21 protein-coding genes are annotated in these 25,149 nt (G+C 71.4%); 10 read left to right on the top strand and 11 right to left on the bottom strand.

Translation table 11 applies throughout. The features are described from left to right. Positions 1 to 243 precede the first annotated feature (243 nt). Entirely contained in the window at positions 244 to 2,589 is a 2,346-nt protein-coding gene (locus tag ABZ272_RS24005) for a GGDEF domain-containing phosphodiesterase (protein WP_355052156.1), read from the top strand. Positions 2,590 to 2,598: 9 nt separating this feature from the next. Here the strand turns inward: ABZ272_RS24005 and ABZ272_RS24010 are convergent, their stop codons facing one another. Then, on the bottom strand, positions 2,599 to 3,618 hold the full coding sequence (locus tag ABZ272_RS24010; RefSeq protein ID WP_355052157.1) for a LacI family DNA-binding transcriptional regulator: 1,020 nt from the start codon (positions 3,616 to 3,618) through the stop codon (positions 2,599 to 2,601). Positions 3,619 to 3,770: 152 nt separating this feature from the next. Between ABZ272_RS24010 and ABZ272_RS24015 the strand changes: the two genes are divergently transcribed. Then, complete coding sequence (locus ABZ272_RS24015) at positions 3,771 to 6,182, top strand: glycoside hydrolase family 2 protein (protein WP_355052184.1); 2,412 nt, start codon at positions 3,771 to 3,773, stop codon at positions 6,180 to 6,182. A gap of 97 nt (positions 6,183 to 6,279) precedes the next feature. Here the strand turns inward: ABZ272_RS24015 and ABZ272_RS24020 are convergent, their stop codons facing one another. The 8 genes from ABZ272_RS24020 to ABZ272_RS24055 form a co-directional block, all read right to left on the bottom strand. After that, entirely contained in the window at positions 6,280 to 6,579 is a 300-nt protein-coding gene (locus ABZ272_RS24020; RefSeq protein ID WP_355052158.1) for a hypothetical protein, read from the bottom strand. After that, positions 6,566 to 7,636 (bottom strand): TIR domain-containing protein, encoded by a 1,071-nt coding sequence (locus ABZ272_RS24025; RefSeq protein ID WP_355052159.1) that lies wholly within the window; start codon positions 7,634 to 7,636, stop codon positions 6,566 to 6,568. The genes ABZ272_RS24020 and ABZ272_RS24025 overlap by 14 nt, the downstream gene beginning before the upstream one ends. Before the next feature lie 163 nt (positions 7,637 to 7,799). After that, positions 7,800 to 7,955, bottom strand: a complete 156-nt coding sequence (locus ABZ272_RS24030) for a hypothetical protein (RefSeq protein WP_355052160.1) — start codon at positions 7,953 to 7,955, stop codon at positions 7,800 to 7,802. Positions 7,956 to 8,010: 55 nt separating this feature from the next. Next, positions 8,011 to 8,442 carry a hypothetical protein gene (locus tag ABZ272_RS24035; RefSeq protein ID WP_355052161.1) on the bottom strand — a complete coding sequence of 144 codons (432 nt, stop codon included), beginning with the start codon at positions 8,440 to 8,442 and terminating at the stop codon, positions 8,011 to 8,013. Beyond that, positions 8,390 to 9,100 carry a hypothetical protein gene (locus tag ABZ272_RS24040; RefSeq protein WP_355052162.1) on the bottom strand — a complete coding sequence of 237 codons (711 nt, stop codon included), beginning with the start codon at positions 9,098 to 9,100 and terminating at the stop codon, positions 8,390 to 8,392. Before ABZ272_RS24040 ends, ABZ272_RS24035 begins: the two co-directional genes overlap by 53 nt. Beyond that, complete coding sequence (locus tag ABZ272_RS24045; RefSeq protein WP_355052163.1) at positions 9,097 to 9,357, bottom strand: hypothetical protein; 261 nt, start codon at positions 9,355 to 9,357, stop codon at positions 9,097 to 9,099. Before ABZ272_RS24045 ends, ABZ272_RS24040 begins: the two co-directional genes overlap by 4 nt. A gap of 86 nt (positions 9,358 to 9,443) precedes the next feature. Next, on the bottom strand, positions 9,444 to 9,638 hold the full coding sequence (locus tag ABZ272_RS24050; protein ID WP_355052164.1) for a DUF397 domain-containing protein: 195 nt from the start codon (positions 9,636 to 9,638) through the stop codon (positions 9,444 to 9,446). Continuing rightward, entirely contained in the window at positions 9,631 to 10,515 is an 885-nt protein-coding gene (locus tag ABZ272_RS24055; protein ID WP_355052185.1) for a helix-turn-helix transcriptional regulator, read from the bottom strand. The genes ABZ272_RS24050 and ABZ272_RS24055 overlap by 8 nt, the downstream gene beginning before the upstream one ends. 242 nt (positions 10,516 to 10,757) lie before the next feature. Between ABZ272_RS24055 and ABZ272_RS24060 the strand changes: the two genes are divergently transcribed. Then, a complete protein-coding gene (locus ABZ272_RS24060) occupies positions 10,758 to 11,009 on the top strand; it encodes a hypothetical protein (protein ID WP_355052165.1) in 252 nt (83 codons plus the stop codon). Continuing rightward, complete coding sequence (locus ABZ272_RS24065; RefSeq protein ID WP_355052166.1) at positions 11,006 to 13,030, top strand: hypothetical protein; 2,025 nt, start codon at positions 11,006 to 11,008, stop codon at positions 13,028 to 13,030. The genes ABZ272_RS24060 and ABZ272_RS24065 overlap by 4 nt, the downstream gene beginning before the upstream one ends. Positions 13,031 to 13,148: 118 nt before the next feature. On the opposite strand, the gene ilvD is transcribed toward ABZ272_RS24065, so the two are convergent. Continuing rightward, positions 13,149 to 14,996, bottom strand: coding sequence for a dihydroxy-acid dehydratase (gene ilvD / locus ABZ272_RS24070; RefSeq protein WP_355052167.1), 1,848 nt, complete (start codon positions 14,994 to 14,996; stop codon positions 13,149 to 13,151). 112 nt (positions 14,997 to 15,108) lie between these two features. Between ilvD and ABZ272_RS24075 the strand changes: the two genes are divergently transcribed. The 5 genes from ABZ272_RS24075 to serA all read left to right on the top strand — a co-directional run bounded on the left by ABZ272_RS24075 (position 15,109) and on the right by serA (position 23,214). Continuing rightward, positions 15,109 to 17,481 (top strand): EAL domain-containing protein, encoded by a 2,373-nt coding sequence (locus ABZ272_RS24075; protein WP_355052168.1) that lies wholly within the window; start codon positions 15,109 to 15,111, stop codon positions 17,479 to 17,481. A 188-nt stretch (positions 17,482 to 17,669) separates the two neighbouring features. Continuing rightward, entirely contained in the window at positions 17,670 to 19,550 is a 1,881-nt protein-coding gene (locus tag ABZ272_RS24080; protein ID WP_355052169.1) for an acetolactate synthase large subunit, read from the top strand. A gap of 82 nt (positions 19,551 to 19,632) precedes the next feature. Further along, positions 19,633 to 20,148, top strand: a complete 516-nt coding sequence (gene ilvN, locus ABZ272_RS24085) for an acetolactate synthase small subunit (protein ID WP_355052170.1) — start codon at positions 19,633 to 19,635, stop codon at positions 20,146 to 20,148. A 56-nt stretch (positions 20,149 to 20,204) separates the two neighbouring features. After that, positions 20,205 to 21,218, top strand: coding sequence for a ketol-acid reductoisomerase (ilvC, locus tag ABZ272_RS24090; RefSeq protein ID WP_355052171.1), 1,014 nt, complete (start codon positions 20,205 to 20,207; stop codon positions 21,216 to 21,218). Positions 21,219 to 21,615: 397 nt separating this feature from the next. Next, the gene (serA, locus tag ABZ272_RS24095) at positions 21,616 to 23,214 is read left to right on the top strand and encodes a phosphoglycerate dehydrogenase (protein ID WP_355052172.1); all 1,599 of its coding nucleotides are present in this window, start codon (positions 21,616 to 21,618) and stop codon (positions 23,212 to 23,214) included. 112 nt (positions 23,215 to 23,326) lie between these two features. On the opposite strand, the gene ABZ272_RS24100 is transcribed toward serA, so the two are convergent. Next, positions 23,327 to 23,683 (bottom strand): hypothetical protein, encoded by a 357-nt coding sequence (locus ABZ272_RS24100; RefSeq protein WP_355052173.1) that lies wholly within the window; start codon positions 23,681 to 23,683, stop codon positions 23,327 to 23,329. 358 nt (positions 23,684 to 24,041) lie between these two features. Here ABZ272_RS24100 and ABZ272_RS24105 point away from each other — a divergent pair, with 358 nt between their 5' ends. Further along, positions 24,042 to 25,052 (top strand): hypothetical protein, encoded by a 1,011-nt coding sequence (locus ABZ272_RS24105; RefSeq protein ID WP_355052174.1) that lies wholly within the window; start codon positions 24,042 to 24,044, stop codon positions 25,050 to 25,052. Positions 25,053 to 25,149: the final 97 nt, after the last annotated feature.

Consider the following 25,149-nt stretch of genomic DNA (forward strand, 5'->3'; position numbering starts at 1 on the left):
CCCGCGATGATCCCACCCCTGGTCGGCCGGGGTCGCGGCGGGCGGTGTCACGGGTGCCCGCACGCGTACAGTGACACGGGTCACTGCTTCGTGCCGATGACCGACGCGTAACCAATCCGGTCGCCGGTCGTTTTCCAGTGTTGGGTTGCGGACTCGCAACATCCGCCACCCGCGCCACCGCAGCACCACCCGCACCACCCGCACCGCCGCACCGCCCCGTGCCCCCTCACGAAGGCGACCGCCGTGCTCCTCGCGTATCCGTTCCGTTTCCTCGTCTCCCGTCGGGCGGCCCCGGAGGCCGCCGTGTCCACGGCCGTGGCGCTGCTCGTCCTCGCCGGGGTGGCGGGGATGGTCCCGCCCCCGGTGGTGATCGCGCTGGCCGGCGGCGCGGGCGCCACCCTGGCCGGCGTACGACTCTCCCGGCTGGCCGCCGGTCGGCCCGCACCGCCGTCGAGCGATTACTCGGGGCGGGTGCGGCTGGTCCTGCTCGACGCGGCGGTGGTGGCCGCCGGCTGGGTCGCGGCCGCGCTGCCGCTGGTCGACACCCGGCAGCGCGCGTTCGCGCTGCTCGGGTCGCTCACCGTCGCGGCCCTGGCCGTGGCCGGGCTGCGCGGGCTCCCGGCACGGACGCCCTCGCCGACCCGACTGCGGGAGTTGGTCGAGGCGACGGGACCGACGATCGGTCTGACCCTTGCCGGGTGGTTGCTCCTGCCCGTGGACACTCTCCCCGCCCCGGCCCGGCTGGTCGCGGCGCTGGTGTCGGCCGGGTTGGGCATCGCCGCGCTCAGCGCGTTCACGGGCGCCGGGCGGCGCTCGGGCCACGCGATCTGCCGGGGAGGCCTCCTGCTCACCCTGGTCGGTCTGGCGCTGTTGACGATCCTGCCGCCCACGTCGTCGGGGCGCGCGCCGCTTCTCGCGGTGCCGCCGCTGGTGCTCGGCATGCTGCTGACGGCTCTGGGCGCGACCTCGGCGGTAACGTCGGCCAGCTCGACGCCGCCGTCCGGTTCACCGACCACGACCTGGCCACGGGCGGTTCTCCCGGCTTCGGTGCTGCTGCTTGCGGCGGGGCTGCACCTCGGCTCCGGCCGCACTCCGGACCGGACGAGCCTGTTGCTCGCCCTGGCGGCGGTGCCACCTCTGGTCCTGCGGGAGCTGTTGCGCGGCGGTGACGGGGGTGTTCCCGAGCGGCCCGCCGCGCACCGTCGGGCCGCCGACCACACGGTCCGCCGACGGGAGTCGCAACCGCCGTGGCAGGCCCCGGCAACCGATTCGTGGTCTCCTGCGTCCGGCGTCGACGCGACGTGGCCCGACACGGGTGTCTCCTGGTCGCGCCATGGTTTCGGCCCGGCCGGCGAGGGGCCGGGGGACCGGGCGGCCCTACTCGCCGCCCTCGCCGCGATCGGCGACGTGCCCGCTCCGGCCGGTGCGCTGCTGCTGGTGGAGCTGCACGGCATCGAAGGGCTGGGCCCGGTGGCCCGCGAGGACGCGCTTGCCGAGGCCGCCCTGCGGGCACGGGCGGTCGTCGCGCCCGGCGATCTGGTGACCGCCTGCGCTGGCAACGGTTTCGCGGTGGTCACCGGCGCGGGGCCCGTGCTGGCGTACGCGCTGGGCACCCGGCTGCTGAGCACGCTCACGTCGCCGTACCGGTTGGCCGGGTCGGTGCTGCGCGTGCAGGCGAGCATCGGGCTGGCCGAGGTGGGCGGCGCGGGGCCGGCCGACGTGCTGCGTCAGGCCGAGTTGGCCCGGCGGCGGGCGGTGCAGCTGGGCCGGGACCGGGTCGAGTGGTACGACGCGTTCCTGGAGGAGCAGCTGGTCCGTCGGCTCGACCTGGAACGGGAGCTGCCGGGCGCGGTGGCCCGGGGCGAACTGGACCTGGTCTACCAACCGGTGCTCGACCTGACCGATCGTCAGCCGGTGGGCGCCGAGGCGCTGCTGCGGTGGCGTAGCCCGGTGCTCGGCACGGTGCTCCCGGCCGAGCTGCTGCCGGTCGCCGAGGATCTGGATCTGGTCGGCGAGCTGGAGTGGTGGGTGCTGGACCGGGCCTGCCGGCAGTTGGCGGCCTGGTCGGCGGGCCCCCGGGAGCTGTGGATGGCCGTCAACGTGACCACCCGCGAGCTGACCACGCCCGACTTCGTGCAGCGCGCCGCGGCGGTCCTGGCCGCGTACGGGGTGCCGCCCGAGCGCCTGGTGGTGGAGGTGGCCGAGCCGAGGGTCGCTGCCGACCTGTCGACGGTGGTGGCCCGGCTGGCGGGCCTGCGGTCGTTGGGCGTACGCACCGCGCTCGACGACTTCCGGCCCGAACACGCCTCGCTGGCCCACCTGCGCCGGCTGCCGATCGACTTGCTCAAGGTGGGGCCCGACCTGGTCGGGGCCGAGCCTACGGGGCAGCCGCCGCTGATCGACGTGGTGGTCAACGTCGGTGAGCGGTTGGGTGTGGAGATCGTCGCGGAGGGGTTGGAGTCGCCCACCCAGGTCGAGGGCGCCCACCGGGCCGGCTGCCGTTACGGGCAGGGCTTCGCGCTGTCCCGTCCGGCGACCGCCGAGCGCGTCGAGGCGTACTTCGAGGAGTTTCCCTCGGCGTACCGGTAATGAACCGGTTCACCTCTCCCGGGGCGGTGCCGTGCTGCCACGCGGGGTCAACTGCGGTGTCTCGTCCCGCAACCGGGTCGCCGGCTCGCCCGCGATGACGCCGAGCAGGTGGCGGGCCGCGTGCGCGCCGTACGCGGAGATGTCGCGGCCCAGGGCCGTCAACGGCGGGTGCACCAGCCGGCACAGCGGCGAGTCGTCCCAGGCCACGATGGACAGGTCGGCCGGCACGGTCAGGCCCATCTCCTGGGCCACCGAGAGTCCCGCGATGGCCATCACGTCGTTGTCGTAGATGACCGCGGTGGGCCGGGAGGTGGCGCTGAGCAGTCGTCGCGTGGCCCGCCCGCCCTCCTCGCCGGTGTAGTCGGAGAAGACGGTGGCCGTGTCGGAGAGGCCGAGACGCCGGCACACCGCCGCGAAGGCGTCGGTACGGATCTTGGTGTGCCGCAGGTCGGGCAGGCCGGCGACCCGGGCGATCCGGCGGTGCCCGAGCGCGACCAGGTACTCCACGGCCTCGGTCAGCGCCGCCGCGTCGTCCGAGAAGAGGCTGGCCAGCTCCCCGGTGCCGCCCGGCCCGCCGATGACCACGGCCGGCAGGCGCAACTGTTCCAGGGCGGGGATGCGCGCATCGTCGGTGCGCAGGTCGCAGACGAGGACCCCGTCCACCCGGCGCTCGCCCCACCACCGCCGGTAGACCGCGATCTCGGCGTCGTGATCGGCCACCACCTGCAACGTCAGCGCGTACGAGCGGGCCGACAGTTCGGCCTCCACACCACTGATCAGCGCCATGAAGAACGGTTCGACGCCCAGCGTCCGCGCGGGGCGGCACAGGGCCAGGCCGACGGCCCGGGCAGTGGCGGCGGAGAGTGCCCGCGCGGCGCTGCTCGGACTGAACCCGATCTCGGTGGCGATGGCGAGGATGCGCTGCCGGGTGGCCTCGGAGACGCCGGGCTGCCCGTTCAACGCGTACGACACGGCGCCCTTGGACACCCCCGCCCGTCGGGCGACGTCCGCGATGGTCGGCCGCTTCACCGGCGTGCTCCTTAACGCTTCGAGGGTTTTGACACCCCGGGGGTCGGATCGTACGGTGGCTGAGCTTATCCGGTTCAGCTAACGTCTCGATCACGAAGGTGCGGTGGATCGTGAGCCGACAGGCCCTGCACGACGGCTGGACGCTGCGGGCGATGTCCGACGTGGACGTTCCCGCGGAGATCGCCGACCGGACCGTACCGGCCACCGTGCCCGGGTGTGTCCACACCGACCTGCTCCACGCCGGGCTGATCCCCGACCCGTACCTCGACGACAACGAGCTGTCGCTGGCCTGGATCGGCCGCTCCGACTGGCGCTACCGGACGACCTTCCGTCCGCCGGCCGGCGACCACGACCGGATCGACCTGGTCTGCGGCGGCCTGGACACCGTCGCCACCGTCAGCGTCAACGGCGTCGAGGTCGGCCGCACCGAGAACATGCACCGCGGCTACCGGTTCGACGTCCGCGCGCTGCTGCGGGCCGGCGACAACGAGCTGACCGTCGCGTTCGACTCCGTGTACCGCTACGCCGAGGCGCAGCGCGACCGACTCGGCGACCGACCCAACGCGTACCCCGAGCCCTTCCAGTTCGTCCGCAAGATGGCCTGCAACTTCGGCTGGGACTGGGGGCCCACGCTGGTCACCGCCGGCATCTGGCAGGACATCGCCCTGCACGCCTGGTCCACCGCCCGGCTGGCCACCGTCCGCCCGCTGGTCACCCTCGACGGCCGCGACGGCCGGGTCGAGGTGCACATCGAGGTCGAGCGGGTCGCGGACGTCCCGCTGACCGTCCGGGCCGCCGTCGGCGGCGTCCGCGCCGAGGTCGTCGTCGAGGCCGGCCAGCGCACGGCCGTGCTGACCCTCGCCGTCCGCGAGCCCGCGCTCTGGTGGCCCCGGGGGTACGGCGAACAGGCCCGCCACCTGCTGGAGGTGACCCTGCACGCGCCGGACGGCGAGGCCCTGGACACCTGGTCCCGGCGGATCGGCTTCCGCTCCGTCCGGCTGGACACCACGCCCGACGAGCACGGCACCCCGTTCGCGCTCTCGGTCAACGACGTGCCCGTCTTCGTCCGGGGCGTCAACTGGATCCCCGACGACACGTTCCCCACCCGGATCACCCGCGACCGGCTCGCCGACCGGTTCGACCAGGCCGCCGCCGCCAACGTCAACCTGCTGCGCGTCTGGGGCGGCGGCCGGTACGAGTCGGAGGACTTCTACGACCTCGCCGACGAACGCGGCCTCCTGGTCCAACAGGACTTCCTCTTCGCCTGCGCCGCGTACCCCGAGGAGGAGCCGTTCGGTGGTCTCGGCGGTGAGGTGGCCGCCGAGGCCCGCGAGCAGGTGACCCGCCTGACGCCGCACCCGTCGCTGGTGCTCTGGACCGGCAACAACGAGAACATCTGGGGCTGGCACGACTGGGACTGGCAGGAAGCCCTGGCCGGGCGCACCTGGGGACGCGGCTACTACCTCGACCTACTGCCGCGCATCGTTGGCGAGCTGGACCCGACCCGTCCGTACTGGCCGGGTAGCCCCTGGTCGGGGAGCGAGACGATCCACCCCAACGACCCGGCGCACGGCACCACCCACATCTGGGACGTGTGGAACACCGACGACTACGCGAAGTACCGCGAGTACCTGCCGCGCTTCGTGGCCGAGTTCGGCTACCAGGCGCCACCCGCGTACGCGACCCTGCGGCGGGCGCTCAGCGACGAACCCCTGGCGCCCGACTCGCCGGGCATGGCCCACCACCAGAAGGCGGCCGGCGGTGACACCAAGCTCCAGCGGGGCCTGGACGCCCACCTGCCCGCTCCGGCCGACTTCGACGACTGGCACTACCTCACGCAGCTCAACCAGGCGCGGGCCATCCAGCTCGGGGTGGAGCACTTCCGCTCCCACCGCGACGTCTGCGCCGGCACGATCGTCTGGCAGCTCAACGACTGCTGGCCGGTGACCTCCTGGTCGGCCGTCGACGGCGACGGCCGCCGCAAACCCCTGTGGTACGCGCTGCGCCACGCATACGCCGACCGCCTGCTCACCGTGCAGCCGCGCGACGGCGGGCTGGCCCTGGTCGCGGTGAACGAGACCGCTCGGCCGTGGCAGGCATCTGTTCCCGTGACCCGGCTGACCCTGAGCGGCGAACCTCGGGCAAAGACGACGGTGGAGGTGGACATCCCGGCGTACTCCTCGGTGGTGCTGACGCTGCCGGCGGAGCTGGCGCGGCCGGACGAGAGCCGTCGTGAGCTGCTGGTCGCGGAGGCGGGCGACACGGCGGAGCGGGCGCTGTGGTTCTTCGCCGAGGATCGCGAGGTCGACTGGCCGGTGGCGGCCTGGGACGCGACGGTCGAGCCGGTCGACGGCGGGCAGCGGGTCCGGGTGACGGCTCGCACGGTGTTGCGCGACCTGACCCTCTTCCCGGACCGGCTGGACGCCTCGGCATCCGTCGACAAGGCCCTGGTCACCCTGCTGCCGGGCGAGTCGGCCACGTTCTCCGTCCGGGCCGGGGCCGCGCTGGACGCCGACGCGCTGGCGTCGCGCCCGGTGCTGCGCTGCGTCAACGACATCGGCTGACGTCCCATGATCACGCTCGCTCTGGGGGGACGGCACGACCATCGGTCGCCCGTATCCGGCCACCTGGTCTGTTGGGAGTGATGCTCCCAGGCATTCGTCAGGGCAGGTTGACCGATCCAGACGGGGTTTCGACGGAGCCGCAGCCGGTTGCCTGCGGTGTCCAGCGGGCGATGTCGCGGACAGCGAAGGACCGCTCCACGCCACGAGCGACATCAATCGCATCAAGGAGCCACTGGGGGTGAGGGTGCCACTCGTTCGAACCGAATCTGATGCGGATCGGCCGAACAGTCCGCCAGCTCTCTTGGCCGCGGTAGTTGCGGTAGAAGATTTTGACCAGTTGCGCCGACGCGTCCACGTGGGCGACGACGTCACCTCCGCTGGTGTTACCGGTCGTCACGGGAAGCCCCTCTGTTGTCGCGGACGCGAACCGCCACGCCCAGCACCTGAACGAGCAACTGCATGCGCAGCAGGTCATCCGAACTGATCGGAAAGCCCTTGTCTGAGCCCACCCCGACAACTCCGAGATCGCCAAGGCTGCCACCGACTGGTGCGCACAGGTAGACCGCGTTCTCGCAGCCGGTGCGAGCCAGCCACCGCGGCGAAGGCGCAGACGGGCTGTGCATGTCAGCCACGCCGGAACTCCACACCCGTCCGGCCAGCCCTTCCCCAGCCGCGTACTCGTAGTGGTCCTCGTAGGGTTTTCCGTACCATTCGTACGGCGCGAGCTTGTTGTTGGCGTTCGGTCTGAGCCACGAGACGACCAGATCGTCCGCCCGATCGACGAAGAGGCCGTGGATCCGTTCGAGTAAGTGTTCCGTCCACCTGGCGTTGAGCGTCGTGGCGCTCGTCCCCTGGCCGATGTCCTGCATCACGTCGCCGAGTAGGTCGATGGCGAAGGTCGCCGCCCGCGCCGTGAGCAGGGGACTCGCAGAGACATCTGGACGCCGCCCAAGGCTTCTGATTGCATGCCTGATCGTGGTTGCCGCAGGTCCGATGCTGGCTCGCATTTCGTCCTCGCTCACGTTGAACCGGAAGTCGAGGGGTATCACGCCGGCCAGGTCCGAAGGTATTGCGACATCGACGTCCTCGGGCAGCAGCAGCATGACACGTTCGGGCCCGAGGATGCCGACCAGCAGGCCGATCTCGATCAACACGTTGTCGCGTACCGAAGCCGACTCGTTGCTTCTGCTGTAAGTCAGGTCGTCAGGTGTGCCGACCAGGACGCCAAAGTCGCAGGTCGCCAGAAACGCGGTCAGATCTTGCAAGGCCGTGGACAGTCCGTTCCGCCCGAACACGCCCTGGGACCACACAATGGGGGAGCAAACCTTACGCAGCTCTGCCTGCAACTCGCTGGCCCAGTCAGCGCCCTCGGACGAGGATCCGATGAAGACACGGGGAAGTCGTTCGGCTCGGGCCGTCTTTGGCGACGCTCGTCTGGTGGAGTTTTCTTCCATACCGATCGCCCCTGACAGTGTGTACTGGCTAGGAGGTTCGCAGGCGAGGCCGTCGGTCTGTGAGATGGCGACCTTCAGCTCTTCGCAATATAAGTGTGGACGATGGGTTCCCGTGCGGCATCCCGGGGGTGTGACTCCAGGTCGGACCGGCGGCAGGCGAAGGTCACTCCGGGACGCGGCGGTAGGCGCCGTCGCTGGCCGAGGCGGCCATCGAGGCGTACGCGCGCAAGGCCGCCGACACCGGCCCCTGCCGGTCGGTAGGGGTGTACGGCTTGTCGCGCTTTTCTTCTGCCACCCGCCGCGCCTCCAGCGAGTTCACGTTTGCGTGGTCGGGCGGACACTATCGGACGGGGAAGCTGGCACACAGCCCTCGGCTAAAGGTATTCGGCGGCCGTCCGCTCCACGTCGGCGATGAACTCCTCCAGCTGCGCCTCGGTGGGGTCGCGGTCCTGAAGCAACTTGCCGAGGAAGACGATCTGCATCTGGAGAGCCGTCTCCGGGCTGAGGTTGTCGATGAGGCCGACTTCACCGAGAGCTGCGCGAACGAGACCTTCCATCTCCAGCGTGGGCAGCGACTCCGCGCCGGGGAACTGGTCGCGAGTCTCGGCGACGAACCGGGCGACAGTGGTAGGGGAGTGGTCGGCGGCGAAGCGGTCGTTGACCGCGATGGCGAACGCCGCCCCGATCACCTGGTTACCGCCCTGCCAGCCGGACGTCTCCAGCCCATCCAGGAGTTGGTCCACCATGCCCCAGTCACGCCGTGCCATCGCCCGGATCAGGTCGCTGAACTCGGTCCGTACGCTCACGATCTCGTAACCTCGCTATCCCCTTGCGGATGGACTGAACAGAGCGGTGGAGGGCGACGCTCGCCACCAGCCCCACCACGACGAGATGCCCCGCCGCGTCCGGTGCCTCGTTGAGCAGGCGCTGGGTAACGGTAGGCCCGACCGCTGGCATTGTGGTGCCGGCTTGCTGAGCGCCTGCCGGACCTTGTGGACCGCGAACGATCTCGAACGCTTTTCTGACCACCGCCACGGACTTCTGGGTGTTGTCCTGAAGATCCTCAGCCTTTCTGGTCATCGTACTCAGGAAGGACGCTACGTTCTTCCGTGCGGATTCGCGTTCCACGGCCTCGGTGAGCAGATCCTCGCCCGACGGCGTGGCTGAATCGCTCGGCTGCTGGGTCGGTGCGGAGCCAGGAGCGACCGCGTTGGAGTAGGAACTGACTTGGTCAGCTGCCTCGCTGATCAGGCGGGCGAGCTTGCCAGCCTTCTCGGCAGCAGTTCTGCTCTCGGTCAGTGCGCTCGTGAGCTGCGGATGATTGCTGCCCTGTGCCGCCTCGCTGTAGTGCGCCAAGGCTTCTTCCGCGTCGGCCTGCGCGCGGCTCGCGATGACTGCGGCGCTGCGGAGGGAGTTGATGGCACTGCGCAGTTGAGCGACGACCTCGCCGAGGCTTCCACTCATCCGATGGCGGTCAGGTAGGCGGCAGCATGGTTCTTAGCGGCTACGATGCGGCGAAGCACCAGATCGACTTCGTCTGCCGCCTCACGAAGTGCTTCGCGTGACTGCTGCGCCTCACCACGTTCGCTGTCGTGCAGGGTGGCGAGCGCCAGTGCGGACGCGTCGGCGAGCTTGGCACTGGCCTTCTCGATACTCATCCGGGCCATGTCGAGCGCTTGATCGCCCTTGCGGATGGTCACCTTGACATCGCCGATGGTCACTGCCGCACGTTAGCGAACCCCGGCATGGAGCGCAGCCCCGAAGGTGGGTGGGTGTCCAGGCGAATCCCGCGACACCCACCGAAGCCTCAGCGGAAGGTGGCGGTCGCCTGGACGAAGGTGGCCCAGGCGGCGGGGGCGAAGGTAAGGGCAGGGCCGTGCGGGTCCTTGCTGTCGCGTACGGCGACGATGCCGGGCAGGTTGTCGGCAACCTCGACGCACTCGCCGCCGTTGCCCGCGCTTCGGGTGCTCTTGCGCCAGGTAGCGCGCGTCAGGTCAACCATGGTGAACCTCCCCGATGATCTTATTGATCAGTTGGAACGATTGTCCCTCATCCAGGGTGAGTGAGAGCAGGCTCGACCAGACCTTCTCGTAGGTCGCGAACTCGTGAGGACGGTCGAGGTAGAGGGCGCCGGTGATCGCCTCGCTGTAGACCAAGGGAGGCTCAGGGGTGGTTCGGTTCCCGAGCGGAAAGTCAAGGAGAACGAACTCGCCCGCAACGGTGCCGTGATGCGGCCCCGCGATTAGCGGCAACACGCGAATCGACACGTTCTGCAGCCTGGTCATCGCCAGTAGATGGTGAAGCTGCCCGGCCATGGTCTCGGCGTCGCCGACCGGGCGCAGGAGCACCGATTCGCAGAGCACCACCTGCACCTGCGGAGCTCGGGGCAGGCGACGGGTCAGCAGGGACTGCCGTTGCAGTCGAAGCTCGACCGCGCGTTCCCGGTCGTCGTCGTCCATGTCAGGCTGGTCGATGCGGTAGATGCCCCGGGCATAGTCCCGGCTTTGAAGAATGCCGGGCACGAGAGTGTTCTTGTAGAAGCGGAGCCTCGACGCGGCGGATTCGAGCCCGACGTACAGCTCGAACCATTCCGGGACGGCGTCGCCGTACGCGTGCCACCAACCCTTCGCCTTCGTCTCGCCGGCCAGGGAGATGAGCGCCCGGGTCAGCTCGCCCGTCGCGCCGTACAGCTCACACATCGCTCGGACGTCGACGCCGCGCACCGAGCCGAGCCCGCTCTCGATCCGCCACACCTTCTGACGGCTGCACTCCAGCGCCTCGGCGACCGCGTCGAGGGTCGCACCCGCCTCGGTGCGCAGGTCACGCAGTGCCCTGCCGAGCTGGCGGCGGGGCACCGTCGAGCCCATGTCATCGGCCACCCGGCTCTCCTTCCTGTTGAGTTTTGCAACATCCCAACGGCCGATCTGCAACAGGGGAATGTTGCGCACAAATAGCGAAACAGTGTGAGTGGACATTCATTGTGATGGCGCTTCCGACCCTACAAGATTGGTCCGACAACGGCGATGGACGCGCAATTCCCACGCCGCTGAACGTCGAACAATTACGAGGAAGGGTGGTGCTGCCTCGTGCGCGCATTTCTCCGTCGTCTGGCGGCCCGCCGGTGAGCGCCCGCTGGGTGGCGCACCTGCCGTTCACCGCCGCCGACCTGCCGGCCGCCCAGCACTTCGCCGGCACCCTGGCCCGCTCGTTGAGCTTCCTGTCCGAGGTGGACCCGGGGGAGACCACCGTGTCGGCCGAGGACGCCCAGGACGTACGCCATCGGGTGTTCTGCGACCTGCCGCTCGACGGCGGCCGGCGGTGTGGGCGGCGCTTCGAGCACGACGGTGGCTGCGCGGCGCGGTGGTGTCGGTGAGCGCCGCGCCCGTCGTCGTGTGCCCGGACTGCGACGGGGCGACCTTCACGCTGCAACCGTGCCGGTGCACCACCTACGGCGACCAATTCCTCGTCGACGGAGACGGGCTCGGGCCGCGCCGGGAGGCGTACCGGAACTGCGAGCAGTGTCGCGGTGCGGGCAGCGTCGCGTACCCCTGTCACCGCTGCGGAAGGCGCGGCCGGCGGCGGGCGCAGCTCGTGGTCAGCGTCGCCAACCTGGACACCGGTGCGGTCGCGTCCCACCAGGTCGTGCCCGGCGGCCTCGACCCCCGCCGGGACCCGGCGGGCGCGTGGGTGGTCGACCTGACCGATCGGGTACGCGACCTCGCCGCCGACGTCGGCGCGGTCGTGTCGGAGGCCGACGTGCCGGCGCTGTGGCTGACCCCCGAATGGCGACCCGAGCTGCCGGCCGCCCGGCGGTACGAGTTGGAGGCCGAGGCCATCCTGCGGGCGGATCATGCGCCCTGGCGGTTGGTGCTGGGCCGGTCCGTTGCCGCGCCCGCGGTCGACCCGGCCGCCCGCCTGGCTCGGTTCTGCGCGCTGGCCGACCTGCTGCTGCTCGACCTGGTCGTCGAGGCTCGCCGGCAGGGTGGGGGTTTCGGCTGGGACGTCCGGTACGAGGTGCCCGGCAGCCCGGTGGCGGCCGGTACGACCGGCTGGTACCCCAGCCTGGAGGAGGCCTTGAGCCACACCGACGTGGCCGGCGCGCTGACCGGCCTCGCCGCGCGTGGCCTGGCCGCGCCCGCCCGGAGGCTGCGACCCGACTCGCCGCGCGCGCCCGGCGTCGCCGCCACCGACGTCGACCAGCTCGAACGCCGGGTTCTCGCCGACTGCGTTGACCCGATCGGCGGCGACGACCTGCCCGGCGCGCAGGCCATCCGGCGGGACGGCTGGTGGTGGCACAGCACCCTGCGCCCCGGCGAGCCGGAGGAGGTACTCGCGGAGCAGCCCACCGGTCAGGTGGTCCGCCGCGTGCGGGTGCCGCTGACCCGTGGCTACGAGCCACCAGCCCCGCCGTGGCTGGGGGAACCCGTCGCCTGGCGGCCCTGCCCCGACTGCCGCCCCGGCAGTCGGCTGCGCGTCTGCGACTGCCAACTCGGTGGGCGTACCGCCGAGCCCGACTGCCCGCACTGCTGCGGCGCTGGCCTGCGCCCCTCGGCGTTTCCCTGCTTCACCTGTGGCGGCACCCATCGCCTCCATCGCACGGTACTGGTCACCCTCACCGACCTGCGGCACCGCGTGGTGCACCTGGCCTGGGACGCCGGTACACCCGAGGCTGCTCCGCTGGTCGCCACCCAGCCCGGCGGCAAGCCGGTGGTGCAGCTTCCCGAGCGTTATCGGCTCGGCGCGTGGGCAGCCGCCCTCGGTGGGCGACCCGAACACCTCGCCGACGCCGACGGCGGGTTCGCCATCGGCAAGTCCCTACGCGACGGGTACGTCACACTGCCGTGGGCCGGCGCCGATCCGGTCGGTGAGTACGTGCGCGAGGCCGGGCGCGGCGCAGCCGCCGGCCGCCTGATCGTGACGGTGGCCCCTCCCGAAGCGCCGCCGCTGTCGGAGCTGGTGCGGCTCGCCCTCGGCCTCGACCTGGTCCTCGTGGTGAGCGTGTGCGACGACCGGCACGACGCCTGTGACCCGCTGCTGGCCGACGGCTTGAGCTGGTCGGTCGAGATCGCGCCTCGGGACGCGCCCGTCCGCCCCGACGCCTTTCCCTGCCGGCCGAGCCTGGCGGCCGCGCTCGCCTGGTGCGCGGAGTGCCTGACCGACGCCGTCGCCGGGGCTGTTCCGTCTGACCCGACGACGCCGATCCCGTTGCCCTGCTCGGGGCCACGTGACGTCGCCGACCCCGAGCAGGAGCTTCTGCGGTTGGCCGCCCAGCACGCCGGAGAGGTGGTCACCATCCGCTTCACCCGCGCCGGCTGCACCGTGCACCGGCACGGCGACGACGTAGTACGCCTCATCGCCGAAGCTCGCGACCTGCGCGACCTCTCGACAGATTGAGTCGGGCAGGTGATCGACACGAGATCGCCGATGTCGTGGCATCCCATTGCCAGGGATACCGCGACATCGGCGAAGTCGCGTTGATCAAGCGGCCGAGCCGCTGGAGTGCGGGCGCGGCTTACTCGGGGACGCGGCGGTAGGCGCCGTCGCTGGCCGAGGTTGCCATCGAGGCGTACGCGCGCAGCGCCGCCGACACCGGGCGCTGGCGATCCGTCGGGGTGTACGGCTTGTCGCGCTTCTCCTCGGCCACCCGTCGTGCCTCCAGCTCGTCCTCCGGCACGTTCAGCTCGATCGACCGGGCCGGGATGTCGATGACGATCTCGTCGCCCTCGCGGACCAGCGCGATCAACCCGCCGGAGGCGGCCTCGGGGGAGGCGTGCCCGATGGAGAGGCCGGACGTGCCGCCGGAGAAGCGGCCGTCGGTGAGCAGCGCGCAGGACCGGCCCAGCCCGCGTCCCTTGAGGAACGAGGTGGGGTACAGCATCTCCTGCATGCCCGGCCCGCCCTTGGGGCCCTCGTACCGGATCACCACGACGTCCCCGGCGACGACCTCCTTGGCCAGGATCGCGGTGACGGCGTCGTCCTGCGACTCGTACACCTTTGCCGGGCCGCGGAACGTCAGGCAGTCGTCCGGCACGCCGGCGGTCTTCACGACGCAGCCCTCCGGGGCCAGGTTGCCGTGCAGGATGGCCAGGCCACCGTCGGCGGAGTACGCGTGCTCGCGGTCGCGGATGCAGCCCTCGGCGGCGTCGGTGTCGAGCGACGACCAGCGGTTGGTGGTGGAGAAGGGCTCCACGGTCCGCACCCCGCCCGGCGCGGCGTGGAACAGCTCGACCGCCTCCGGCGTCGGCGAGCCACCGCGCACGTCCCAGTCGGTCAGCCACTGGGCGAGCGAGGGGGAGTGCACGGCGTGCACGTTCCGGTTGAGCTGGCCGGCCCGGTCCAGCTCACCGAGGATGGCGGGGATGCCACCGGCGCGGTGCACGTCCTCCATGTGGTACTTCGGGGAGTTCGGGGCGACCTTGGCCAGGCACGGAACCCGCCGGGAGATGGCGTCGATGTCGGCGACGCCGAAGTCCAGCTCCGCCTCGCGGGCGGCGGCGAGCAGGTGCAGCACCGTGTTGGTGGAGCCGCCCATCGCCACGTCCAGGGCGACGGCGTTCTCGAAGGCGGCCTTGGACGCGACGGTGCGCGGGAGCACCGAGTCGTCGTCGCCGTCGTACCACCGCTTGGCGATGTCGACGACGGTCCGGCCGGCCTCGACGAACAGCGACCGGCGCGCGGCGTGGGTGGCGAGGGTCGAACCGTTGCCGGGGAGCGCGAGCCCGATGGCCTCGGTGAGGCAGTTCATCGAGTTGGCGGTGAACATGCCGGAGCAGGAGCCGCAGGTGGGGCAGGCGGAGCGCTCGATCTCGCCGAGCTGCGCGTCGGTGACCGCCTCGTTCGACGAGGCGATCATCGCGTCGATCAGGTCGATCTTGCTGTGCACGATGCCCTCGATCGCCGCCGTCTTGCCGGCCTCCATCGGGCCGCCGGAGACGAAGACGGTCGGGATGTTGAGGCGCAGCGCGGCCAGCAGCATGCCTGGGGTGATCTTGTCGCAGTTCGAGATGCAGACCAGGGCGTCCGCGCAGTGCGCGTTGACCATGTACTCCACCGCGTCGGCGATCAGCTCGCGGCTGGGCAGGGAGTAGAGCATGCCGCCGTGCCCCATCGCGATGCCGTCGTCGACCGCGATCGTGTTGAACTCCCGGCCGACGCCGCCGGCCTCGGCCACCGCGTCCGCCACCAGGCCACCCATGTCCTTGAGGTGTACGTGACCCGGCACGAACTGGGTGAAACTGTTGGCGATGGCGACGATCGGCTTGCCGAAGTCGTCGTCGGTCATCCCGGTGGCCCGCCAGAGGGCCCGGGCGCCGGCCATCGTCCGACCGTGTGTGGACGTCCTCGATCGCAGCTCAGGCATGCGTACCAGCATGACACCGCCGCCGCGCGGGACCCCGCGGTAGAGGGCCCGTGTCCCAACAGATGCACATCCGGTCTCCCGCGACGTGCGCTCATCCGGCACTCTTGTTGTCGTGCATCTCCCCCCGGGCATGGTCGCCGTCGCGGCGCTGAGCGGGCTGGTCGCGGCCGTGGCCACCGCGCTGCTCACCATGGTCGTCGGGCAGCGGACCGGGCCGCGTCGACCGGCGCACGTGCTACTCGCGGGTGCCGCCGGGGTGTCCCTGGTCAGCCTGCTGGCCGGCGTGGTGGCGGTGCTGTCGGCGAGCGACCACTGGGCGCACGAGCAGGGGCAGCGGACCGGATGGGCCACCGCCACGGCGATCGGTATGGCGCTGGCCGGGCTGGCCTTCGCGGCTGGTCTGCTCCGGCTGCCGGGGGTCGCCGCCACCGCTGCGGGGACCGCCCGGCTCGCGCTGGACGGCGTCACCGTGGCGGCGGCGCTGTGGTTCGTCGGCTGGGTGCTCTTCTCCGAGCCGACCCGGCTGCTCGGCGCCGCCACCCCGATGGCCTGTCCGGCGATCCTGGTCACGACGGTGAGCGCCGCGCTCGGGGCCGGCCTCGCCGTGATCGTCGTCTTCCGGGCCGCCGCCCCGCGTCGCCGGCTGGCCGTGCTCGCGACCGGCATTACCGCGGTGAGCTGCGGCGGGCTGGGCCTCAGCGCGGGGCTCTGCCAGTCCGGGCCGACCATGGCGCTGGCCGGCGCGGCGCTGCTGTCGGCCGGCCTGCTGGCCGTCGCGCTCGAGGTGCGCCGGGCCGATCAGCCGGGGGAGGTCGCGCTGGACCTCATCGGTCGGGACGGTGAGTACGCCCTCGCCCCGATGCTGGCGATGGCGGCGTCGGCGATGTACCACCTGCTCCAGGACGGCCGCTTCACCGCGCCGGGCATCCTGGCCGGCAGCGTGGAGGGCTTCGCCCTGGTGGCACGGCAGTACCTCACCCTCAAGGACGTCCGGGACTACGCCGGCCGCCTGGTCGAGCGGGAGGCGCACTTCCGTGAGCTGGCGCACACCGACCCGTTGACGTCGCTGGCCAACCGGCGCGGGCTGCTGCGGGCGCTGCACGACGGCGCGGCGGCGGGCACCCCGTGCGTCCTGCTCGGTCTGGACCTGGACGGCTTCAAGAACGTCAACGACATGCGCGGCCACGACGTGGGGGACGCGGTGCTGGCCGAGGTGGGCCGTCGGCTGCGCGGCAACCTCCGTCCCGGCGACGTGGCGGCCCGGCTCGGCGGCGACGAGTTCGCCGTGCTCATGCCGGCCCGCCCCGCCGAGGCGGACCGGGTGGCCGAGCGGCTGCTCGGGGTGCTGAATCGCCCGTACGACCAGCCGGAGGGCCCGGTCTTCCTGTCCGTGAGCATCGGCGTGGCCGGGTGGGCCGCCGAGCCGGACGTGGAGTTGCTGCTGCGCCACGCCGACCTGGCGCTGCGCTACGCCAAGCAACGCGGCAAGAACCGGATCGAGCGCTACGACGCGGCGTACGACCAGTTGCTGCGCCGCCGCACCACCGTGGAGCACGAGCTGCGGGGCGCGATCGACCGCGACGAGCTGCGGCTCGCCTTCCAACCGGTGGCGTCGCTGCCGTCGGTCCGGCCGGTCGGCGCCGAGGCGCTGCTCCGCTGGCACCACCCCGAGCTGGGCAACGTCCGCCCGGACGAGTTCATCCCCCTCGCCGAGGAGGGGGGGATGATCTCCACGCTCGGCGCCTGGGTGCTGCACCAGGCCTGCTACCAGCTCTCCCGCTGGCTGGCCGACGGGCACGACGTCTGGGTCTCGGTGAACGTCTCGCCGCGCGAGCTGCACGCCCCGGAGTACGTGGTCCAGGTCGCCGAGGCCCTGCGTGCCCACCACGTACCGCCGCAGCGGTTGGTGCTGGAGGTCACCGAGCACGCGGTCGCCACCGATCTGGACGAGCTGATCCGGCGGTTGACCGCGCTGCGGCTGACCGGCGTACGGATCGCGCTGGACGACTTCGGCGCCGGGTACTCGTCCCTGGGGCAGCTACGCCGGCTCCCCATCGACATCCTGAAGATCGACCACAGCCTGGTGGCCGAGCACGAGCCGGTCCGTCCGGTGGGCAAGGACGGTCCGGCGTTCGCGCCCATGGTCGACATCGTCATGCGGCTGGGCCACCAGTTGGGCATGGAGGTCATCGCCGAGGGCGTCACCACGCCGACGGAGCTGGCCGCCGTGGTCGCCGCGGGCTGCCGGTTCGGTCAGGGAGCGCTGTTCGGCTGGGGGGTGCCCGCGGAGCACCTGGAGGCGATGCTGGAGGCGGCCACCTCGCCGGGCGCACGGCCCGGTCCGGTGCCCGTCCAGCGCCGCGCGCCCGGGGGGTCCGGGCAGGTCATGCCCCCTGGTGGCGGCGCGGCGTCGGCCGACGCGCCGCCGTCCGTTAACCAACATGTGGGATCAGTTGACTCATCGCGTGAGATGCGTCAGGCTTAGCCGCATGTCGTCGTACCGGTCGCTGCGAGTACTTATCTGAGCGCACTCTCCTCCGTCGAGAGTGCGCTGGCCCCGTGCATCTGCACGAGGGCCGTTTTTATTGCCGTCGGAACCTGTCGCGACGGGCCCACGCCCACGTCGCATCGCTGAACAAGCCCCAGCCACTCCAGCCGAAGGCCAGAACCACCATGACGAGACCAACGCCCGAGACCCTCGCCCACACCGCCCGGCGGGCCCGCGCGACCGCCGACCCGGCCGGCGCCGCCGACCCCGCCACCCGCGCCGCGGCCACGCCGGCAGTCCCGGCCGTACGGACATCCGCCCCGGCCCAGGTCTCCGGCGCCGGCTCGCTGGTGCGGTCCCTCGAGGCGCTCGGCGTCGACGTCGTCTTCGGCATCCCGGGCGGCGCGATCCTGCCGGCGTACGACCCGCTCTACGACTCCACCGTCCGGCACATCCTGGTCCGCCACGAGCAGGGCGCCGGTCACGCGGCGACCGGGTACGCGCAGGCCACCGGCAGGGTCGGCGTCTGCATCGCCACCTCCGGCCCGGGCGCGACCAACCTGGTGACGCCGATCGCCGACGCGTACATGGACTCGGTCGCGATGGTGGCGATCACCGGTCAGGTGGCTCGCCCGTCGATCGGCACCGACGCCTTCCAGGAGGCGGACATCCAGGGCATCACGCTGCCGATCACCAAGCACAACTTCCTCGTGCAGACCGCCGAGGAGATCCCGCAGGTGCTGGCCGAGGCGTTCCACCTGGCCAGCACCGGCCGGCCCGGCCCGGTGCTGGTCGACATCCCGAAGGACGTGCTCCAGGCGTCGACCACCTTCACCTGGCCGCCCACGCTGGACCTGCCCGGCTACCGGCCCACCCTGCACCCGCACGGCAAGCAGATCCGCGAGGCGGCCCGGTTGCTGGCCGGCGCCCGGCGGCCGGTGCTCTACGTGGGCGGCGGGGTGCTCAAGGCCGGCGCCACCGAGGGGCTGCGTCGGCTCGCCGACCTGACCGGCATCCCGGTCATCACCACGCTGATGGCGCTCGGCGCGTTCCCCGACTCGCACCCGCAGCACCTGGGCATGCCCGGCATGCACGGCACCGTCGCCGCCGTGTACGGCCTCCAGAAGGCCGATCTGATCGTCGCGCTGGGCGCGCGGTTCGACGACCGGGTCACCGGCAAGCTCGACTCGTTCGCTCCGGACGCGGCGGTGGTGCACGCCGACATCGACCCCGCCGAGATCGGCAAGAACCGGCACGCGGACGTCCCCATCGTCGGTGACGCCAAGCACGTCATCGACGAGCTGATCGCGGCGGTCACCGTGGAGCGCGCGGGGGGGCACGTCACCGACCTGGGCGACTGGTGGACCCAGCTCGACGACCTGCGTAACCGCTATCCGCTGGGTTACGACGAGCCGTCCGACGGCACGCTCTCCCCGCAGTACGTGATCAAGCGGTTGGGGGAGATCGTCGGCCCCGACACGATCTTCGTGGCCGGGGTGGGGCAGCACCAGATGTGGGCGTCGCAGTTCATCTCCTACGAGAAGCCGTACACCTGGTTGAACTCCGGCGGCCTCGGCACCATGGGCTACGCGGTGCCGGCGGCCATGGGCGCGAAGGTCGGCAAGCCGGACGCGGTGGTGTGGGCGATCGACGGCGACGGTTGCTTCCAGATGACCAACCAGGAGTTGGCGACCTGCGCGCTGGAGGGCATCCCGGTCAAGATCGCCGTCATCAACAACGGCAACCTCGGCATGGTCCGGCAGTGGCAGACGCTCTTCTACAACGAGCGCTACTCCAACACCGAGCTGGGCACGCACAAGCACCGTATCCCCGACTTCGTCAAGCTCGCCGAGGCGCTGGGCTGCGTCGGGCTGCGCTGCGAGACCGCCGAGGACGTGGACAAGACCATCGCCGCCGCCATGGAGATCAACGACGCCCCGGTGGTGATCGACTTCGTGGTCGGCAAGGACGCCATGGTCTGGCCGATGGTCGCCGCCGGCACCAGTAACGACGAGATCATGTTCGCCCGCGGCGTCCGCCCGGTCTTCGACGAGGATGACATCTGATCATGAGTGAGCGAAGCGAACGAATCATCAAGCTCAGTGATGCGGGTCGTCAGGGCGCGACCGAGCGAAGCGAGGTCGTGGCATGACTATGCACACTCTGTCCGTGCTCGTGGAGAACAAGCCGGGCGTTCTCGCCCGGGTGTCCGGCCTGTTCTCCCGCCGCGGGTTCAACATCGACAGCCTCGCCGTCGGCGAGACCGAGAACCCGGACGTCTCCCGGATCACCATCGTGGTGAACGCGGACTCGTCCCCGCTGGAGCAGGTCACCAAGCAGCTCAACAAGCTGGTCAACGTACTCAAGATCGTTGAGTTGGATCCGCAGGTCTCGGTCGCCCGGGAGTTGCTGCTGGTCAAGGTCCGCGCCGACCGGGCCGCCCGGTCCCAGGTGCTGGAGACCGTCAACCTGTTCCGGGCCCGGGTGGTGGACGTCGCACCGGACACGCTGACCATCGAGGCCACCGGCACGCCGGACAAGCTCGACGCGCTGCTGCGCGACCTCGAGCCCTTCGGCATCAAGGAAATGGTCCAGTCCGGGCTGGTGGCCATCGGGCGCGGCTCGCGTTCGATCACCGCCGGTCCCGCGCTGCGGGCCGCCTGACCCATCCGCAAAGACCACGACGGGCACTCAGGCCGTCGTACGAAAGGGAAGTTCTCATGAGCGTTGAGGTGTACTACGACGACGATGCCGACCTCGGCCTGATCCAGGCCAAGAAGGTCGCGGTGATCGGCTACGGCAGCCAGGGTCACGCCCACGCGCTGTCGCTGCGTGATTCCGGCGTCGACGTGGTGATCGGTCTGCCGGAGGGCTCGAAGAGCCGTCCCAAGGCCGAGGAGCAGGGCCTTCGGGTGCTCACGCCGGCCGAGGCCTCGGCCGAGGCGGACGTGATCATGGTGCTTGCGCCGGACACCGCCCAGCGCAAGATCTACGCCGAGTCGATCGAGCCGCACCTGGCCCCCGGCAAGGCGATCTTCTTCGGCCACGGTTTCAACATCCGGTACGGCCTGATCAAGCCGCCGGCCGAGGTGGACGTTGCCATGGTCGCCCCCAAGGGCCCCGGCCACCTGGTGCGCCGCCAGTACGTCGACGGCAAGGGCGTGCCCTGTCTGGTCGCCGTCGAGCAGGACGCCACCGGCACCGCGTTCGCCCTCGCCCTCGCGTACGCCAAGGGGATCGGCGGCACCCGGGCCGGCGCGATCAAGACCACCTTCACCGAGGAGACCGAGACCGACCTCTTCGGCGAGCAGGCGGTGCTCTGCGGCGGCGCGTCGGCACTGGTGCAGACCGGTTTCGAGGTGCTCACCGAGGCGGGCTACGCCCCGGAGGTCGCCTACTTCGAGTGCCTGCACGAGCTGAAGCTGATCGTCGACCTGATGTACGAGGGCGGCATCGCGAAGATGCGGTACAGCATCTCCGACACCGCCGAGTACGGCGACCTCTCCCGGGGCTCGCGCATCATCGACTCCCGGGTCAAGGACGAGATGCGCAAGATCCTGGGCGAGATCCAGTCCGGCGAGTTCGCCCGCGAGTGGGTCGCCGAGGACGAGGCCGGCCGCCCCAACTTCACCAAGTGGCAGGCCGAGGGCGCGGCGCACCCGATCGAGGAGACCGGTCGGAAGCTGCGCGGCATGATGAGCTGGGTCGACCGCCCGATCACCGAAACCGCCTGACCACCCCGAGGCCCCGGACGCGCGCTCTCCCAAGCGCGCGCCCGGGGCCCGCGCCCGCCCACCCTCGCCCTCGCCCTCGCCCTCGTCGATCTTGCACTTTCGGATGGCGATTTGTGGGGGTTGGCCCCTTACGTCGCAGCAGAAAGTGCAAGATCGCGGGGATGGGGCGGCGGGGGTGGGTGGGGTTTCGGGGTGGTGAACGGTTGATGTCGGTCGCTTGTCCGGGCGTGTGAGGGCACTCACCCCGCAGACCGGAACACGCCGGCCAGCGCGGCCCCTACGATCGCGGGTAGGTGCGCTGAGCCGGCACCTGACGGCCACGGCACGGATCAGCACGGGGTGCAGTGCGGCGCCCCGCCACCCGCGCCGATCGCAAACACGACCTCTACGAGGACCGATGAATCCTGTCGTACTGATCGCCGAAGAACTCGCCCCCGCCGCCATCGAGGTGCTCGCCCACGACTTCGACGTCCGTCACGTCGACGGCACCGACCGTCCGGCCCTGCTCTCGGCGCTCTCCGAGGCCGACGCCGTCATCGTGCGCAGCGCGACCCAGATCGACGCCGAGGCGGTCGCCGCCGCGCCGCGACTCAAGGTGGTCGCCCGCGCGGGCGTCGGGCTCGACAACGTCGAGGTGCCGGCGGCCACCGCGCGGGGCGTGATGGTCGTCAACGCACCCACCTCGAACATCGTCTCCGCCGCCGAGCAGGCCGTCGCACTGCTGCTCGCCGTCGCCCGCAACACCGCCAGCGCCAGCGCGGCGCTCAAGGCGGGCGAGTGGAAGCGGTCCAAGTACACGGGCGTCGAGGTGCAGGGCAAGACCGTCGGTGTGGTCGGGCTCGGCCGCATCGGGGTGCTCTTCGCGCAGCGCATCGCCGCGTTCGGCACCCGGCTGATCGCGTACGACCCGTACATCCAGCCGGCTCGGGCGGCGCAGCTCGGCGTACGGCTGGTCGGGCTGGAGGAGTTGCTGCGCGAGAGCGACTTCATCTCGATCCACCTCCCGAAGACCCCGGAGACGGTCGGTCTGATCGGCGAGAAGGAGCTGGCGCTCGTCAAGCCCAGCGTCCGCATCGTGAACGCCGCCCGCGGTGGCCTGGTCGACGAGCAGGCGCTCGCCGACGCCATCGCCGAGGGGCGGGTCGCCGGTGCCGGCGTCGACGTGTACTCCAAGGAGCCCTGCACCTCCTCGCCGCTGTTCGCGTTCGACAACGTGGTGGCCACCCCGCACCTGGGCGCCTCGACCCATGAGGCGCAGGACAAGGCCGGTCTGGCGGTTGCCAAGAGCGTGAAGCTGGCCCTGCAGGGCGAGTTCGTGCCGGACGCCGTCAACGTCCAGGCCGGCGGCGTGGTGGCCGAGGACGTCCGCCCGCTGCTGCCGCTGGCCGAGAAGCTGGGCCGGGCCTTCACCGCCGTCGCCGGTGGGGTCGCGGCCAGCGTCACCGTCGAGGTTCGCGGCGAGATCGTCGGCCACGACGTGTCGGTGCTCAAGCTGGCCGCGACGAAGGGCCTGTTCAGCTCGGTGGTCGAGGATCAGGTCACCTACGTCAACGCCCCGCACCTGGCCGCCGAGCGCGGCGTCGAGGTCACTCTCGACAGTCAGGTCGAGACCGCCGACCAGCCTCTCCTGGTCACGGTGCGCGGTGCCCTGCCGGACGGCCGGGCGGTGAGCGTCTCCGGGACGGTCACCCACGCGGGCAACCGCGACGTCCCGCGGCTGACCGAAGTGGACGGCTTCGACGTGGAGATCGCCGCGGAGGGCATCCTGCTGTTCCTGCGGTACGCGGACCGGCCGGGCGTCGTCGGCACCGTCGGTACGCTGCTCGGCGAGTCGGGCATCAACATCGCCGCGATGCAGGTGGCCCGGCGCGAGGCGGGCGGCGAGACGTTGATGACTCTCACCGTCGACCAGGCGCTCGGCGCCGATCTGCTGACCTCGGCGGCCGACTCGATCGGCGCGACCGCCGCCAGCGCGGCTGACCTGCGCGACGAGTAGCCAGCGGCCGCCACGCGACAGGTGGCGGCACTGACGACAGCACCACGGGGGGCCCGGCGACAGCGCCGGGCCCCTTCGTCGTACGCCGGGAGGTGTTCCGCCCCGGGAGCGGTCAGTTCGGCAACCGGGCCGGGGGCGGGTAGACCGAACCGTCCTGGGGGTCGAAGAGCATCAGCCCGTGCTCGCCGGCCAGCCGCTCGATGTCGAGCAGCACCTGGTCCGGGCAGGTCGGGTGCAGGTTCAGCTCGACGTGATCGTGGGCGGCGTGCAGCGGTGCAACCGCCCACGGGCTGTCCGGGCCGGGGTGACGGTCCGGATAGGACGCGGTGATCGCCCGGTAGAAGCCGACGACGCGCGGGTCCGGGTATCGGTCCACGTGCCGCCCCTGCCGGCAACCCTCGACCGCTGCCCGCACGTCCTCGGGCGTCGCCCCGTCCTCCAGGGCCCACACACTCAGATCGAAACTCACGGCGGACAGCGTGCCATCCGTCGTTCACCATGTCGAAACTGCCTCGCCGCAGGCCAATCGCCGAACCCGTGCGGGTGGCGTCCGAAGGCGTCCGCTGTGGAGACTCTTGCGTCGAGTTGCGTCGATTCGCTAGCGTACGACTGCGGTTACTGGCCGCCAGGCCGTGGCGCCGGCCCGTCTTCGGGTGGCGCGGCCGACGTCCGGCCCGACCGGTTCCGCACCCCTCGATTGTGCGAGCCACGCGCACTCGTCGCTGATCGGCCCCCACAGCCGTTGCCGAGGCCGTGGGGGCCGATCGCAATCCCGGCGCGCTGCGGGTCACCCCTTCTGACGTGCGACCCGACTATGATCGGCCGCCGTGACAAGCGTCCAGAACGGCCGCCGGGTCGCCCGGCTGCGGCGACCCGCGCCGCCACGACGAGCCCTGCGGTCGACGCGGCTCCTCGCGGCCCTGGTGGCGGTGCTCGTGCTGGCCGGCTGTTCGCCCGATCCGACCGGCTCGCCCGCTTCGCGCGACTCGTCGCCTGCTCCGGGGACCACCGAGCCGCGGTCGACGAGTGGGCTGGGCCCGGCCGGGGGCCGGCAGCCCGGCACGGTCGGCGCGGACGAGGCCCAACGCCGCCGTTTCGCGGCGGCGGCCACCCTCCTGAAGAGCAAGCCGGGGGTCCTCGGAATCCTGGTACGGGACCGGCGCACCGGCAAGTCCTGGCGGGCGGGGACCACCGACCATCCGATCTGGACGGCCTCCACCATCAAGCTCGCGATGGCCGTCGGGCTGCTGGAGCGCTCACGTGCGGGCGAGATCACGCTCGACAGCACCGCGCGTCGGCAGATCGCCGACATGCTGAACTTCTCCTCCGACGACGCGGCCACCGCCCTGTGGAACCGCTACGGCCGGGACGGACAGCTCAAACGCTTCCAGCAGCGCTACGGCATGACCGGGCTGACCACCGTCGCCGGTTACGCGCGCTTCTGGGGTCACCTCAAGTGCACGGCCGAGGATCTGCAGCGGTTGATGTCGTACGTGCTGGACGACCTCGACCCGACCGACCGGGCCTACCTCGTCGGCGCGATGCGTTCGGTCGGCTCGATCCAGCGTTGGGGTGTCTGGGCGGCCGGCAGCGACAAGCACCCTGGCACCAAGGACGGCTGGTCGATCGAGCCGGACCCGGGCGGAGAGCACTGGGTCACCAACACCGTGGGGTTCGCCGGCGACGACCAGCGCTACGTCGTCGCCATCATGTACCAACTGCCACCCGGCAAGGGGATCGATGTGGGGGTGCACGCGGTGAGCGATCTGGTCGCCACCGTCTTCGGGGCACGGACCCCGGCGCGGGTGACCGTGCCGGACCCCAGCACGGGACGCTAGGGCCTGTTTCATAAGAACTGGCCGGCCTGCGGCGGGCCCGGACGACGACCGGCGGCGTTGCGGTTTCGTCCGGATACAACACCGGTATCCGGACGAA

The sequence above is a fragment of the Micromonospora sp. NPDC005979 genome (assembly GCF_040614415.1).
Taxonomy (GTDB): Bacteria; Actinomycetota; Actinomycetes; order Mycobacteriales; family Micromonosporaceae; genus Micromonospora.

Coding starts and splice junctions, on each gene's coding strand:
- ilvC (WP_355052171.1), top strand. CDS start 20,205: ATGAGCGTTGAGGTGTACTACGACGACGATGCCGACCTCGGCCTGATC.
- ilvN (WP_355052170.1), top strand. CDS start 19,633: ATGACTATGCACACTCTGTCCGTGCTCGTGGAGAACAAGCCGGGCGTT.
- ABZ272_RS24040 (WP_355052162.1), bottom strand. CDS start 9,100: ATGAGTGGAAGCCTCGGCGAGGTCGTCGCTCAACTGCGCAGTGCCATC.
- ilvD (WP_355052167.1), bottom strand. CDS start 14,996: ATGCCTGAGCTGCGATCGAGGACGTCCACACACGGTCGGACGATGGCC.
- serA (WP_355052172.1), top strand. CDS start 21,616: ATGAATCCTGTCGTACTGATCGCCGAAGAACTCGCCCCCGCCGCCATC.
- ABZ272_RS24025 (WP_355052159.1), bottom strand. CDS start 7,636: ATGGAAGAAAACTCCACCAGACGAGCGTCGCCAAAGACGGCCCGAGCC.
- ABZ272_RS24080 (WP_355052169.1), top strand. CDS start 17,670: ATGACGAGACCAACGCCCGAGACCCTCGCCCACACCGCCCGGCGGGCC.
- ABZ272_RS24015 (WP_355052184.1), top strand. CDS start 3,771: ATGTCCGACGTGGACGTTCCCGCGGAGATCGCCGACCGGACCGTACCG.
- ABZ272_RS24050 (WP_355052164.1), bottom strand. CDS start 9,638: ATGGTTGACCTGACGCGCGCTACCTGGCGCAAGAGCACCCGAAGCGCG.